Annotated in this window: 8 protein-coding genes; all 8 read left to right on the forward strand. The window is 67.8% G+C overall.

What is annotated here, in order from left to right:
• The first annotated feature begins 374 nt into the window (after window positions 1-374).
• Window positions 375-1,397: an alpha/beta hydrolase gene (locus OG804_RS23255; RefSeq protein ID WP_328389861.1), complete on the forward strand. Its 1,023-nt coding sequence runs from the start codon at window positions 375-377 to the stop codon at window positions 1,395-1,397.
• A gap of 174 nt (window positions 1,398-1,571) precedes the next feature.
• A complete protein-coding gene (locus OG804_RS23260) occupies window positions 1,572-3,434 on the forward strand; it encodes an alpha/beta hydrolase-fold protein (RefSeq protein ID WP_442941606.1) in 1,863 nt (620 codons plus the stop codon).
• A gap of 272 nt (window positions 3,435-3,706) precedes the next feature.
• Window positions 3,707-4,246: a DUF732 domain-containing protein gene (locus tag OG804_RS23265; RefSeq protein ID WP_328389863.1), complete on the forward strand. Its 540-nt coding sequence runs from the start codon at window positions 3,707-3,709 to the stop codon at window positions 4,244-4,246.
• A gap of 9 nt (window positions 4,247-4,255) precedes the next feature.
• Entirely contained in the window at window positions 4,256-5,248 is a 993-nt protein-coding gene (locus OG804_RS23270) for a cutinase family protein (RefSeq protein WP_328389865.1), read from the forward strand.
• Window positions 5,249-5,419: 171 nt separating this feature from the next.
• The gene (locus OG804_RS23275) at window positions 5,420-6,439 is read left to right on the forward strand and encodes an LLM class F420-dependent oxidoreductase (protein ID WP_328389867.1); all 1,020 of its coding nucleotides are present in this window, start codon (window positions 5,420-5,422) and stop codon (window positions 6,437-6,439) included.
• A 188-nt stretch (window positions 6,440-6,627) separates the two neighbouring features.
• Window positions 6,628-8,538, forward strand: a complete 1,911-nt coding sequence (gene fadD32, locus OG804_RS23280) for a long-chain-fatty-acid--AMP ligase FadD32 (protein WP_328389869.1) — start codon at window positions 6,628-6,630, stop codon at window positions 8,536-8,538.
• Between the two features lie 112 nt (window positions 8,539-8,650).
• Window positions 8,651-13,888 (forward strand): polyketide synthase Pks13, encoded by a 5,238-nt coding sequence (gene pks13, locus OG804_RS23285; protein ID WP_328389871.1) that lies wholly within the window; start codon window positions 8,651-8,653, stop codon window positions 13,886-13,888.
• Window positions 13,885-15,429, forward strand: coding sequence for an acyl-CoA carboxylase subunit beta (locus OG804_RS23290; protein WP_328389873.1), 1,545 nt, complete (start codon window positions 13,885-13,887; stop codon window positions 15,427-15,429). The genes pks13 and OG804_RS23290 overlap by 4 nt, the downstream gene beginning before the upstream one ends.
• Window position 15,430 lies beyond the last annotated feature (1 nt).

Consider the following 15,430-nt stretch of genomic DNA (forward strand, 5'->3'; position numbering starts at 1 on the left):
TTCGGGGCGGGCACACTGCCGTCCACAGGATTTCTTCCTCGGTTCGTATTCCGTTACACAACGCAGGTCGGAGCGCGATTCGGATAACGATCGAATATCGCGGCCCGCCGAGACATCTACGCTGCGACAAGGTATCGTCACGGGGCGATCACAGCGTTCTCACGGCGGATTTCGGCCATCCGATCAGCACGGCCTTGCTTAGGCTCGATGAGGTCGAATAAGGTCCACCGAGCACATCTGTGACCAGATCGTTGTAGCGCTGTCGGCCCCGTGGTTGGTCGGGACCCGGCCGCCGGCGCCGCCGAGGAGAAACGGGGTGTTGTTCGCGCAGCGGTAGCGAACAACACCACAACAGCAGAAAGAGAGCAGAATTCATGCGTTTCGGCAGGGCAGCCGGCCCGAAGAGAAGTACCGGGCGGTCGCGGACACCCCGCGGTTGGCGTAACCGGATTCTGGCTATCGGTGCGGCAGTGCTCGCGCTACCGGTCGCGGCCGGAATCGCGGCCCCGACCGTCGCGCTGGCCTCGCCCGCGGCACCGGTCAAGCGCGGAGCCTTCGAAGAACTGATGGTTCCCTCCAGCATGGGCCCGATCAAGGTCCAGGTGCAGTGGGCGGCGCGCGGCGGCAACGCCGGGCTCTACCTGCTCGACGGTCTGCGCGCGCGCGACGATCGCAACGCCTGGTCGTTCGAGACCAACGCGCTGCAGCAGTTCGGCAACGACAACATCTCCCTGATCATGCCGGTCGGTGGACAGTCGAGCTTCTACTCGGACTGGTACTCGCCCAGCAACACCAACGGTCAGAAGTTCACCTACAAGTGGGAGACCTTCCTGACCAAGGAACTCCCCGCTTTCCTCGAGGGCTACGGCGTCTCGCGCACCAACAACGCGATCGCGGGTCTGTCCATGGGCGGTAGCGCCTCCCTGGCCCTGGCCGCCTACCACCGCGACCAGTTCCGGTCGGCCGCCGCCTACTCGGGCTACCTGAACATCTCGGCGCCCGGTATGCGTGAGGCCATCCGTGTCGCCATGCTGGACGCGGGCCGCTTCAACGTCGACTCGATGGCGGCTCCGTGGAGCCCGCAGTGGCTGCGCATGGACCCGTTCGTCTTCGCCCCGCAGCTGCGCGGTCTGCCGATGTACATCTCGGCGGCCAGCGGTCTGCCCGGCCCGTACGACAAGCCGGCCGGTGCGGTCGGTGCGTTCAACACCGGTAACGCCATGGCGCTGGAAGCCCTGTCGCTGGTGAACACCCGGGCCTTCCAGGCGCGGCTGAAGACTCTGGGCATCGGCGCCTACTTCGACTTCCCGAGTGTGGGCACCCACTCCTGGAAGTACTGGGAAGGCCAGCTCTTCGCCTCGCGCAAGATGTTCCTGGACTCCACCAACGGCTGGTGACAGAAGGTATGCCCGTCGGTTGCCGCTGAACCGATAGTTTCCCCCAACGGCGCCACCCGCTTCGTATCGAAGCAGGTGGCGCCGTTGTCGTTCGCGGGTGACGGCGGCTACGAACTGGTTTGCCGCCCGCGCGTCTTACCGGGTATCCACCGGTGACGGCGGTACAAACAGTGTGTGGCAGGGAACACACGCGTAAACGGGGGGACGACAGTCGGCCGGTCCCGTGGACGCGCCCGGCGGCAGCTGGCGGTGTGGGCGGCCGCGCTGGTGCTTCCTTTCGCTACGGCTCAAGCGCCGGCCCTTGCTCAGCCGGCCGCCGCGGCGGCGCCCGCGACGATACGCAACGTCGTCTGGCACTCCGACCGTGATGTGGCGATCTGGGTGAACTCACCCGCCATGGGCGCCCCGATCCAGGTGCGGCTGCTGCTGGCGCGTGATTGGAACACTCAGCCGGACGCGAAGTTCCCGGCGCTCTACATGCTCGACGGATTGCGCGCCACCGACGACGAGAACGGCTGGATCAAGGAAGCCGGCGCCGTCGATTTCTATGCCGACAAGAACGTGACCGCGGTACTGCCGGTAGGCGGCCAATCGAGTTTCTACTCGGACTGGCTGGAACCCAACAACGGCAAGAACTACAAATGGGAGACCTTTCTCACCAAGGAACTCCCCCCGCTGCTGGAGAGCCAGTGGCGCGCCACGTCGACCAGGGGTATCGCCGGTCTGTCGATGGGCGGTACCGCCGCAATGTTCCTCGCCGCGCGCAATCCCGAGTTCGCGAAATACGCCGCCTCCTATTCGGGGTTTCTCACCACCACCAGTTTGGGGATGCCGCAGGCTATTCGACTCGCAATGGTCGATGCCGGTGGCTTCGACGCCGGTGCGATGTGGGGGGCGCCGGGCAGCCAGCAGTGGGAAGAGCACGATCCGCTGCTGCTCGCTGATCGCCTGAAAGGTAAATCCCTCTATATCTCCAGCGGGACCGGAGCTTCCGGCAAACACGACGAGGGCAGCGAAATACCGGGAGTCAGCACGAATATGTTCGGGATGGGGCTAGAGACACTGGCCCTGCTCACTTCGCAGAACTTCGTCGAAAAACTCGGTGAACTCGGTATCCCGGCGACCGTCAACTACCGGGCCGCGGGCACCCACACTTGGCCTTACTGGGATTTCGAGATGCGCCAGTCCTGGTCGCAGGCCGCGGGCGCACTCGGTGTGCCCGCGGTGAAGCCGGACTGCGCGGTGGGCGGCGCCATCGGCGCGGTCGTCGGCGGCAACGGATGGCTGGGCGACTGCCTCACCGGTGAGTACCAAGTGTCCGGTGGCCTGGCCCAGGACTTCCGGCACGGCCGCGTCTTCTACGCCCCGGACAGCGGCGCGAACCCGGTCGCCGGCCGGATCGGCGGCGGATACCAGGCCGCATCCGGACCGCGCGGCGGTCTGGGGCTGCCGACCGGCGGCGAACAACCACTGCCGGACGGGCGGGGCCGCTTCCAGCCGTTCCAGCACGGTTCCCTGTACTGGACCCCGGAAACCGGTGCGCAGATGGTGCGCGGGGCGATACTGGACGAATGGGGCCGGCAGGGCTTCGAGGGCGGGCCGGCCAGGTACCCGGTGGGCCCGGAAGTGAAGACGCCGAACCGGGACGGGGCAGTGCAGTCCTTCGAAGGCGGACCCTTCTACTTCAGCCCCGCCACCGGTGCGCACCGGGTCGAGGGGATGATCCTGGGCAAATACGCGGAACTCGGATTCGAGAACAACTGGCTGGGCTTTCCGGCCGCTCCCGAAATCCCGCTGAAGGATCTCGGCCGGTTCACCCGGTTCGAGGGCGGCAGCATCTACTGGAGTCCGCTGTCCGGCGCGTGGGCGGTCCGCGACGGGCCCATCGCCGATGCCTGGCGCGACGCCGGTTTCGAGAACGGGCGGCTGGGGTTCCCGATCAGTGACGAGTTCGCGGTGCCGGGCGGGGTGCAGCAGAACTTCCAGCGGGGGTTCATCACTGTCCGAGACAATCGCGCGGAAGTGCGGGCTCCCTGAGGGCAGGTGAGCCACGCTCGCTGCGAATGCCGGGCCGATTCGTCCGGCCGATCGACTCCACTGACGGCCCGGATCCGGGCCCGCTCCCCGGCGCCCAAATAAGACAGGCTCAGCGGCGCTCGGGGGTTGGGTATTACCCTCGGTGATCGCGGCCCGGGGCAACCCGCCGGGCCGGGACGCAACCCGACGGTCAACCCAGCGGTTCGGCGGCCTCGTATTCGAGCGGCCGCGAACCCGCGCGCACCCGCGCGCCGGAGCACAGGATGGAATGTATGTATCGGACCCGAGGCGCACTGCTCGGTGTGGTGGCGGCGGTTGCCGCCGCCGGACTGCTTGCCGGCTGCGGCGACGACGAATCGACCGCGACCAGCACTCCGAAGCTGTCGACTCCGGCCGCCGCGCCGTCGGCGAGTTCGGCTCCCGCCGCCCCGGCGCCCGAGAGCCAGGCTCCCGCGGCCGAGGGTGAGGCACCCCAACCCGAGGCGCCCGCCGCGCCCGAGGCGCCCGCCGAGGAGCCGGAGCGTCCCGCGCCGGTGCCGCCGCAGGAGGCCGATACCACCCAACTCGGCGAAAAAGAGCAGACCTTCCTCGATGAACTGGGCAAACAGGGTGTGACACCGTCCAGCCCGGATATCGCGCTGAGTATCGGCAACTATGTCTGCCAGGGTGTCGCGGCCGGAGCCTCCGATGCCGATATGACCACCTTCGTGAACGCGATGGCGGGATCGGACTCGTCGTTCGATCCCGCGAAAATGCCGGTCGAGCAGGCGGGGAAGATCTACATCGATACCGCCAAATCGCATTACTGCTAGTGGTTGCCGATGAGTAGGGGACGTAACGGGTCCCGCCGGTCTCGGCCGGCGGGATGCCTCACGCTGCTCGCGGTGGGAGTCGTCGGGCTCGTCATCGTGGTGTTGCTCTGGTATCTGCTGGCCGGTTGCCTGCGGGAGCCGGGCCCCGGCCCGGGCCCGGAGCCCGGGCCGGGGGAACCCACCAGCCAGCCCGCGAGCTGCCCGGATGTGCAGATGATCTCGGTGCCGGGCACCTGGGAGTCCAACAGCGCCGACGACCCGCACAACCCGACGGCCAACCCGATCTCGCTCATGCTGAACGTGAGCAACCCGGTCCAGGAGCAGTTCCCGGCCCAGCGGGTGGACGTCTACACCGTTCCCTACGTCGCGCAGTTCTCCAATCCGGTGGCGATCCCGCCGGACGGTCAGGCCTCCTACAACGTCAGCCGCACCGAAGGCACGCGGCGGACGTTCGATTTCCTGACCCAGCGCCACGAAGAATGCCCGCTGACCTCGTATGTACTGGCGGGGTTCTCGCAGGGCGCGGTGATCGCCGGGGATATCGCCGAGCAGATCGCCAAGGGCAACGGCCCGGTTCCCGCCGAACGAGTGCTGGGCGTCGCGTTGATCGCCGACGGCCGGCGCTCCGGGCAGACCGGTCCCGGCCAGCCGATCCAGGTCGGTACTCCGCCGCCCGGGGTCGGTGCGGAAGTGGCGTTGGCCGGATTGACCGTGCCCGGGATCACCATGACCGGTGTCCGGGAAGAAGGTTTCGGTGATATGGCCGACCGGGTGTACACGATCTGCGCGCCCGGCGACCTGATCTGCGATGCGCCGCGCAACGCCCTGAGCCCGGCCAATGTCTTCGGCAGTATCGGCACGCTGACCCGGGCGGTGGGCAATCCGGTGCACAGTCTCTACCACGATTTCGTGGTGGAACCCGACGGCACCACCGCCACGCAGTGGGCGGCCGACTGGGCCGTCGGACTGGTCGAGAGTGCGCCGTCACCGCCGCATTCATGATCGGAGGATGGCGCGGTGGGCGTGTGGTGCGCCGACCCTGTTGTGACAATTCACCGCACGCAGCGTGGTCCTCGCTGCGTGACAGGCTGTAAAGTGCGCTGGTGATCGCGCATCCCGGGCCCTGCGCCGGCCCGGGGTATGCAGACTTCCGATATCCAGGAGCATGAGTTCATGACAGAAGCCGCCGCACCGGTGGATGAGTTGAGCGCGCTGGGCACTCCGCTGCGTAAGTTCCGCTTCGCGGCCGCGGGTGAGGGAAACAAGCAGGAGGGTGGCGCCCGCAAGTTCGTCCAGACGGCGCAGCAGGCCGAGGAGTACGGCTACGACACCTTCGTGGTGCCGGACCATCTCGGGGACCAGATCGGCCCGATCGCCGCCCTCGGCGCACTGACCCAGGCCACCGACCGGATTCGGCTCGGCACCTCGGTGCTGGCCAACGGTTTTCGGCATCCGGTGGTGCTGGCCAAGGATCTGGCCACCATCGACGTGCTGTCGAAGGGCCGGCTCGAGGTAGGGATCGGGGCCGGCTGGAAGGCCGATGAATTCGCGGCCGCCGGGTTGGACTACGACCGCCCCGGGGTTCGGCTGGCCAAGCTCGACGAGACGCTGACGATTCTCGATGTACTGCTGCGCGGACAGGAGTGCACCTTCGAGGGCAAGTACTACCAGGTGCACGGCGTCAAGGGGACCCCACGGCCGCGGCAGGGACCGCGGCCGCCGCTGTGCACCGGCGGTGGTGGGCCCAGGATGTTGAAGCTGGCCGCGAAGCACGCCGATATCGTCTCGATCGTTCCGGTCACCACGCCGAACGGTAAGGGACTGCTGTCGGGCATCACCCTCGAGAAGACGATCGAGAAGGTGAACCTGATCAGGGAGGCCGCCGGGGACCGGTTCGATCAGATCGAGCTGAACTGGGCCATCACCGCCATCGTGATCACCGACGACCGGGAGAAGACCGCCGAGATGGCGCTGTCGGCCATCGAACGCGGGCTGCATCCCGACCTCGAGGTGGATGTCCAGCTGTCGGTCGAGGAGATCTTGAATTCGCCGTATGTGGCGATAGGCACCTTCGAGGAGATCGCCGACCAGATGCGACGTGTGCGGCAGCTCACCGGGATGTCCTATGTGGGGATATTCCCCACCCAGATGGACGCATTCGCTCCGGTGATTCCCTTGCTCCGGGAGGAGTGAGAAGCTCGTCTCTGTAACATGTCTCTGGTTTGAGAACATCTAGCCGATAGCGGTCACCGCGCAGACCGCAACCCAAAACCCGCAGGGTCGGTTCTCGAATGGAGAGCACCCGCGGCGAAAGCGAGTCGGGGCCACACAGTAAACAGCGGCTATCGTGCCGTTGCCACGTGCGCCTCGGAGGAGAAGGAATGGACGAGACTTTCGACGACTACCTGGACGAGAACGGGAACATCACTATTCCTGATGATCGCACCCTGGTCGACCACGTCGAGAAGCACACCCGCAACGACGCGAACACTCTGGCGTACCGCTACATCGACTACTCGCGCGAGCGTGACGGTGAGGCACAGGAGCTGACGTGGCAACAGTTCGGGATCCGGCTGCGCGCGGTTGCCGGTCGCCTGCAGCAGGTCACCAGCCCCGGTGACCGCGTGGCGGTGCTCGCACCGCAGGGACTCGACTATGTGATCTCTTTCTTTGCCGCCATCTACGCCGGCACGATCGCGGTACCGCTGTTCGATCCGGACGAACCGGGCCATACCGATCGTCTGCACGCCGTGCTCGGCGACTGCAAGCCCTCGGCGATCCTCACCGCCAGTTCGGCGGCCGCCGGGGTCCGCCAGTTCTTCCGTGCGCTGCCCGCCGCGCAGCGTCCGCGGATCATCGCGGTCGACGCCATCCCCGACAGTGTCGGCGAGAGCTGGGTGCGGCCGGGGATCGAGGTGGACGATATCGCCTACCTGCAGTACACCTCGGGTTCGACCAGGACCCCCGCCGGCGTGGAGATCACCCATCGCGCCGTCGGCACCAACCTGCTGCAGATGGTCGACGCCATCGGCCTGGACTGGAACTCGCGCGGGGTCACCTGGCTACCGCTGTTCCACGATATGGGTCTGCTCACCGTGATCCTGCCGGCCGTGGGCGGCAAGTTCATCACCATCATGTCGCCGGCTTCGTTCGTGCGGCGCCCCTACCGGTGGATCAAGGAACTGGCCGCCGCGTCCGACGGTGCGGGCACCTTCGCCGCGGCCCCGAACTTCGCGTTCGAGCACGCGGCCGTGCGCGGGCTGCCGAAGAACGGCGAATCGCTGGACCTGTCGAATGTCATCGGCCTGATCAACGGCAGCGAACCGGTGACCACCTCGTCGATGAAGAAGTTCAACGACGCGTTCGCGCCCTACGGACTGTCGAAGACCGCCATCAAACCGTGCTACGGCATGGCGGAGGCGACGCTGTTCGTCTCGGCGACCAAATCCGAGGACGAGGCCAAGGTCACCTATGTGGACCGCAGCGAGCTCAACGCCGGCCGGATGGTGCGGGTCGAGCAGGGCGCGGAGAATTCGATCGCCCAGGTGAGCTGCGGTTATGTGGCCAAGTCCCAGTGGGCTGTGATCGTCGATCCGGAATCGGTCGACGGCACGGCACGGGAGCAGCCCGACGGCCACGTCGGCGAGATCTGGCTGCACGGCAACAATATGGGCATCGGGTATTGGGGTCGTGCGAACGAGACGGTCGCGACCTTCCGGAACAAGGTCGTGCACCCGCTCGCCGCGGACAGCCACGCCGAGGGCGCCGCGCCCGACGCCGACTGGATGCGCACCGGTGACTACGGCGTGTACTTCGACGGCGAGCTGTACATCACCGGCCGCGTCAAGGATCTGGTGATCGTCGACGGCCGCAACCACTACCCGCAGGACCTCGAGTTCTCCGCGCAGGAGGCCAGCACCGCGCTGCGGCCCGGTTTCGTCGCGGCGTTCTCGGTACCGGCCAATCAGCTGCCGGCCGAGGTGTTCGCGCAGGGCAGCCATTCGGGCCTGAAGTTCGACGCCGACGACGGCTCCGAACAGTTGGTGGTCGTGGCCGAGCGTGGGCCCGGCGCCGGCAAGGCCGATCCGCTGCCGATCGCCGACGCGGTGCGCGCCGCGATCTCCCAGCGGCACGGTGTGACGGTGCGGGATCTGCTCCTGGTTCCCGCGGGTTCCATTCCGCGCACATCCAGCGGGAAGATCGCGCGGCGCGCGTGCAAGGCGGCGTACGTGGAGGGCACCCTGCGGGGCGGCTACACCCAGCAGGCCTTTCCGGACGCCCCCGAGGAATAGGGACAACCGAGCCGGGTCGCGACCTCGAGTGAGCGAAGCGAAGCGCCCATCCACCACAGCGATGCGCAGGCTGTTGCCGGGCACCGCGTACAGACAGGTAGCTTGAGGACTGATGGCTGATAACGAGGGCACGTCGCCGGAGGCGACCGAGAATCGACCCGTCGCCGAGGAGGAGCGCGCCGCCGGGTCCGGTGGCGATATGCCCTCGTCCGCGGATACCGCGTCCGGCACCGAGATATCGGTCGCGGAACTGCGAGAGTGGTTGCGGCGCTGGGTCGCCGAGGCCACCGGACAGCCGGTCGACAAGATCACCGTGGACCGGCCGATGGAGGAGTTCGGGCTGGCGTCGCGGGACGCGCTGGCGCTGGGCGGTGAGATCGAGGAGCTCACCGGTGTGGTGCTGAACGCGACCGTCGTCTACCAGCATCCGACCATCGCCTCACTGGCCGATGTCATCGTCAACGGGCCGCCCGAGCTCACCCTCGAGGCGCCCGACGACCAGTTCTACACCGCCGGGTTCGCACCCGGCGAGGCGCACGATATCGCCATCGTGGGCCTGTCGACCCGGCTGCCGGGCGCGGGCGACACCCCGGAGTCGACGTGGGAATTCCTGATCGAGGGCGGCGATGCCATCCGCGATCTGCCCGCGGGACGCTGGGCGGAATTCCTGTCCGAACCGCAGCTGGCGGCCGCGGTCGCGGAGAGCAACGTCCGCGGCGGCTATCTCGACCAGCGGGTCGTCACCGATTTCGACGCGGAATTCTTCGCCATGTCGCCGGTCGAGGTGGAACGGGTCGACCCGCAGCAGCGGTTGATGATGGAACTCACCTGGGAGGCGCTCGAGCACGCCCGGATTCCGGCCAGCCAGTTGCGCGGCGAATCCGTCGGCGTCTACATCGGCACCTCGACCAACGATTTCCAGCTGATCGCGGCGCTGGGGCTGGGTGAAACCGATCCGAACGTGCCCGCCTCGGCCGAGGCCTACAAGATCATGGGCAGCGCGAGCAGCATCATCCCCAACCGGGTGTCGTACTTCTTCGATTTCCGTGGACCCTCGGTCGCGGTGGACACCGCCTGCTCGTCGACCCTGGTGGCAGTGCACCAGGCAGTGCAGGCGCTGCGCGCCGGTGATGCCGACGTGGCGCTGGCCGGCGGGGTGAACATGCTGCTCATCCCCATGACCACGCTCGGTTTCGACAAGAACGGCGCGGTGTCCAAGGACGGCCGGATCAAGGCGTTCTCCGCCGACGCCGACGGGATGGTCCGGTCCGAGGGGGCCGGGCTGGTGGTGCTCAAACGCCTCGCCGACGCAGAACGCGACGGTGACCAGATCCTTGCGGTGGTCAAGGGGTCGGCGGTCAACAGTGACGGCCGGTCCAACGGACTCATCGCCCCGAACCCCGACGCGCAGGCCGATGTGCTGCGCCGGGCCTACCGCGACGCCGGGATCGTTCCGTCGACGGTCGATTACATCGAGGCGCACGGCACCGGCACCCTCATCGGCGACCCGATCGAAGCGGATGCGCTGGGTCGGGTGGTCGGCGCCGGTCGCGCCGCCGACGCACCGGCCCTGCTGGGGTCGGCGAAGACCAACTTCGGGCATCTGGAATCCGGGGCGGGCGCGGCGAGCCTGGCCAAGGTGATCCTGGCCTTCCAGCACGATGTGCTGCCCGCCACCATCAACTACGCCGGACCGAACCCCTATATCCCGTTCGAGCAGGCGCGCTTGAAGGTCGTCGACGAGCCGACTCCGTTCCCGCGCTACAGCGGCACCGCGACGGTCGGTATCTCCGGTTTCGGGTTCGGCGGGACCAACGCCCACGTGGTCGTGCAGGAATACGTGCCGGCGGTGCGGGCCGAAGCGTCCGAGCCGGTCGAGTCCGCCGCGGACGACGCGCTGGCGGCGGCGAGTACCGATGTGGTCGCCGAAGCCGAGGATGTGGCCGCCGCCGCGGTCCCCGAACCCGAATGGTCCGCCGACCGTGCCGAGCCGCTGCCGGTGATCCTGGCCGTTTCCGCCTACCTGCCCTCGCGGCGTCGCCGCGCGGCCGCCGATTTGGCCGACTGGCTGGAAACCGAAGCGGGACAGCGGACTCCGCTCGCCGATGTGGCCCGGGCGCTGGCCCAGCGCAGCCACTGGCGTTCGCGCGCAGTGGTGCTGGCCAAGGATCACGCCGAAGCGGTCGCCGGGTTGCGGGCGATCGCCGCGGGCAAACCGGGGCAGGGTGTCTTCACCGCCGACGCCCCCGCCGCGCAGGGTCCGATGTGGGTGATGGCCGGATTCGGCGCCCAGCACCGGAAGATGGGCAAGCAGCTCTACCAGGAGAACGCGATCTTCCGGCGCACCGTCGACGAGGTCGACGAACTCGTGCAGGACGAGTCGGGATACTCGGTGCGCGAGCTGATCCTCGATGATGCCCAGGACTACGACGTGGGCACCTCCCAGGTCGGTATCTTCACCATCCAGCTCGGCCTCGCGGCTGTGCTGCGCGCGCACGGCGCCGAACCCGCTGCCGTGGTCGGCCACTCCATGGGTGAGGTGGCCGGCGCCTACATCTCCGGCGGTCTCCCGCTGGAGGACGCGGTGCGCACCATTTGCGCGCGTTCGCGGCTGATGGGCGAGGGCGAGCAGATGCTCTCCGACTCCGACGTGCGGAATATGGCGCTGGTCGAGATGAGCGCCGACGAGGTCGCCGCGCTGCTGCCGGAATTCCCCGATGTCGAGGTCGCGGTGTACGCGGCGCCGACGAACACGGTGATCGGCGGTCCGGTGGACCAGGTCGCGGCCATCGTCGGCCGGGTGGAAGCCGCCGGGAAGTTCGCCCGGGTGCTGCAGACCAAGGGCGCCGGGCACACCTCGCAGATGGATCCGCTGCTGGGCGAGCTGGCCGCCGAGCTGGCCGGAATCGAACCGACGAAACTGAAGGTCGGGCTGTATTCCACGGTCGACAAAGAGCAGTACTACGCGCCCGGACACGACCCGGTGCACACCGAGGACTACTGGGTGAAGAACATGCGGCACAGCGTGTACTTCACCAACGCGGTGAAACTCGCGGTGGATTCCGGGGTCACCACGTTCCTGGAGCTGGCCCCGAACTCGGTGGCGCTGATGCAGGTGCTGGGCACCACCTTCGCCGCCGGACTGCCCGACGCCCAGCTGATTCCGACGCTCAAGCGCAAGGAAGACGAGTCGGCCGGGGTCATCGCGGCATTGGCCCAGCTGTACGTGCACGGACACGCGGTGGATCTGGCATCGCTGCTGTCGGCCGGTCCGTACGCCGATATCCCGCGCACCGCGTTCGTGCGCAAGTCCTACTGGCCGAAGGTGAGTGGTTTCGCCGCCGGCGGCGGCAATGCCCGGGTCCCGGGCGCGTCGGTCGCGCTGCCGGACGGCCGGCACGTATGGGAGGTGCAGGCGAGCGCCGTCGGCGATCTGCCCACCCTGGTGCGGTCGGCCGCGGCGCAGGTGCTCGCCGAGGTGAATCTCGGCGCGAGTATCGGCCATTCCCCGCTGCCCGCGGTCGGCACGCTGACCACGACTCTCACCCCGCACCCCGGCGGTGCCTCCATCCAGGTGCACGCCCGCGAAGGCGCGGAGTTCCGGCTGCTGTTCGACGCGGTCGTCACCTCCGGTGCGGCGCTGCCCGTCCCCGTCCACGAGGCCGCACCGGCAGCGGTCACCGCGGCGGTGGAGGTCGTCGAGGCGGCCGATACCGCGGGCTTCGGTGACCGGTGGAATCCGGACAGCGGCCAGACCGTGGAGGAGCGGCTGGCGCTGATCGTCGCCGAATCCATGGGATACGCCGTCGAGGATCTGCCGATGGAGATCCCGCTCATGGAACTCGGACTGGATTCGCTGATGGCCATGCGGATCAAGAACCGGGTCGAATACGAATTCGATATTCCGCAACTGCAGGTCTCCGCGGTCCGGGATGCCAGCCTGCACGAGGTCGGCAAGGTGCTCCACTACGCGATCGAGCACCGCGACCAGGTCCAGGCGATGGCCGATCAGCAGGCGACCGGGGAATCCGGCGCGCTGAACGTGGACGACGATTTCGTGGCCGCCGCCAAGGCCGCCATGGAAGCCGGGCAGGATCCGGTCGCGGCCCTGGAGCAGCCGGTCCCCGCACCGGGCGAGCCGGTTGCGGAACCGCCCGCCCCGGCCGCCCCGCAACGTAACGGCGAGTCGGCGAACGGCGCGAACCCGGCCGCCGGCGCGGCGCTGTTCGGCGGCAACGGGTCCTCCGATCAGGACAACGTTCCGCCACGTGACGCGGCGGAACGCCTGACCTATGCGGCCTGGGCGACTGTCACCGGCGAATCGGCCGGGGGAATCTTCAACACCCTCCCGATCCTCGACGAGGACACCGCCGAAAAGCTCGCGGCGCGGCTGACCGATCGCGTCGGCGCGGAGATCACCGTCGACGACGTTCTGGATTCGGAGACCATCGAACAACTCGCCGACGTGGTCCGCACGCTGCAGGACAGCGGTGCCGACGTCGACGGTTTCGTCCGGCCGATCCGCGCCCGCGCCGAGAACTCGGACGCGGTACCGGTGTTCGTCTTCCACCCGGCCGGCGGGAACACCCTGGTCTACGAGCCCTTGCTCAAGCGGCTGCCCGAAGCAACACCGATGTACGGCTTCGAGCGGGTCGAGGGAGCGATCGCGGAGCGGGCCCGGGAATACGTTCCCGAACTGCGCAAACTCCAGGGCGAGGGGCCCTATGTCCTCTACGGTTGGTCACTGGGCGCGGTACTGGCGATGGCGGTCGCGCAGATCCTGCGGGCCGAGGGCGCCGATGTGCGGGTGGTCGGTCTGATCGACCTCGCCATCCCGGCCGAACCGGAGGACAACAGTCCCGAGGAGCGGTTGCGGCGGATGCAGCGCTACCAGGCCTTCGCCAAGAAAACCTTCAACGTCCCCGGTGAGCTCGACGACGACCAGCTTCGCGAACTGGCCGACTCCTCCGAGGAGGAGCAGTTCAAGATGATCACCGACCTGATCAAGATGACCGGTGCCAAGATTCCGGGCGGGGTGCTCGAGCACCAGAAGACCTCCTGGATCGAGAACCGCGCGCTGCAGCAGGTCCAGGCCACGCACTACGACGGCGACGTGGTGCTCTACCTGGCCGACCGCTACCACGACGGCGCGATCGAACTCGAACCCCGCTATGCGGAGCGCAGGCCCAACGGCGGCTGGGACGAGTACCTGCCCAACCTGGAGATCGTCCATATCCCCGGCGATCACCTCCAGATCATCGATGAACCCCGGATCGGCCGGATCGGCGCGGACCTGACCGCTAAACTCGCCCAGATCACCTCGAACGGGGCTGGGAAAGGGAGCAAGTGAGCACGACTGCCGAGAAACTCGCCGATCTGCGCAAACGGCTGGAGCTGGCGCAGGAGCCGGCGGGTGAGGCCGCGGTGGCGAAACGGGCGCGCAAGGGTATCCCCAGCGCCCGCGACCGGATCAAGTTGCTTCTCGACCCGGGGTCGTTCGTGGAGATCGGCGCCCTGGTACGCCGGCCCGGTGATCCGGACGCGCTGTTCGGTGACGGTGTGGTGACCGGTCACGGGCTGGTCGACGGTCGGCCGGTCGCCGTGTTCTCTCACGACCAGACCGTCTACGGCGGATCCGTCGGGGAGATGTTCGGCCGCAAGGTAGCCAGGATCATGGAGTACGCGGCTAAGGTGGGTTGCCCCCTGGTCGGTATCAACGATTCCGGCGGCGCCCGGGTGCAGGAAGCCGTGTCCTCGCTGGCCTGGTACGCCGAACTGGCCACCCGGCAGGAGTTGTTGTCCGGTATGGTGCCGACGATTTCGCTGATCCTCGGCAAATGTGCGGGCGGCGCGGTGTATTCGCCGATCAATACCGACGTCGTGGTGGCCACCGAGGCGGCGTACATGTTCGTCACCGGGCCCAAGGTGATCCGTGAGGTCACCGGCGAGGACGTCAGCCTCGAGGAACTGGGCGGGGCGCACAGCCAGGCCCAGTACGGCAATATCCACCATGTCGCCGCGGACGAGGAAGCCGCCTTCTTCTGGGTGCGCGAGTACCTGTCGTACCTGCCGACCAGCTGTCAGGAGCAGCCGCCGATCGTGAACCCGGGCCTGGAACCGGAGATCACCGATTCGGACCGGGAACTGGATTCCATCGTCCCGGATTCCGACAACTCCGGCTACGACATGCACGAAGTGCTGCTGCGGATCTTCGACGACGGCGCGTTCCACGAGTACGGCGCCGAGGCGGGCCGCAATATCATCACCGGTTTCGCCCGGGTGGACGGTCGCAGCGTCGGCGTGGTGGCCAATCAGCCGATGGTGTACGCGGGTGCGCTGGACGCCCGCGCCTCGGATAAGGCCTCGCATTTCGTCCGGCTCTGCGACGCCTACGAGATCCCGCTGGTCTTCGTGGTCGACACTCCGGGATTCCTGCCCGGGGTGGAGCAGGAGAAGGTCGGGGTCATCAAACGCGGCGGGCGATTCCTGTTCGCCTACGTCGAGGCGACCGTGCCGAAGGTGACCGTGGTGGTCCGCAAATCCTACGGCGGCGGTTACGCGGTGATGGGCTCCAAACAGCTGGGCGCCGATATCAATCTGGCCTGGCCGACCGCTCGTATCGCGGTGATGGGCGCCGAGAGTGCGGTGAGTTTGATCGGGGCGGCACAGATCGCGGCCGCGCCCGAGGATCAGCGACCGGTCGTGCGCCAGCAGATGATCGACTTCTACAACGCGACCGTGGCCACGCCCTGGGTGGCGGCCGAGCGCGGTTTCATCGATTCGGTGGTCGAACCGTCGCGGACCCGGCTGGAATTGCGGCGCGCGCTACACCTGTTGCGGGACAAGACAGTTGTCCGCAACCCGCGTAAACATCATCTGCTGCCGCTGTAGA

Source organism: Nocardia sp. NBC_00416 (assembly GCF_036032445.1).
Taxonomy (GTDB): domain Bacteria; phylum Actinomycetota; class Actinomycetes; order Mycobacteriales; family Mycobacteriaceae; genus Nocardia.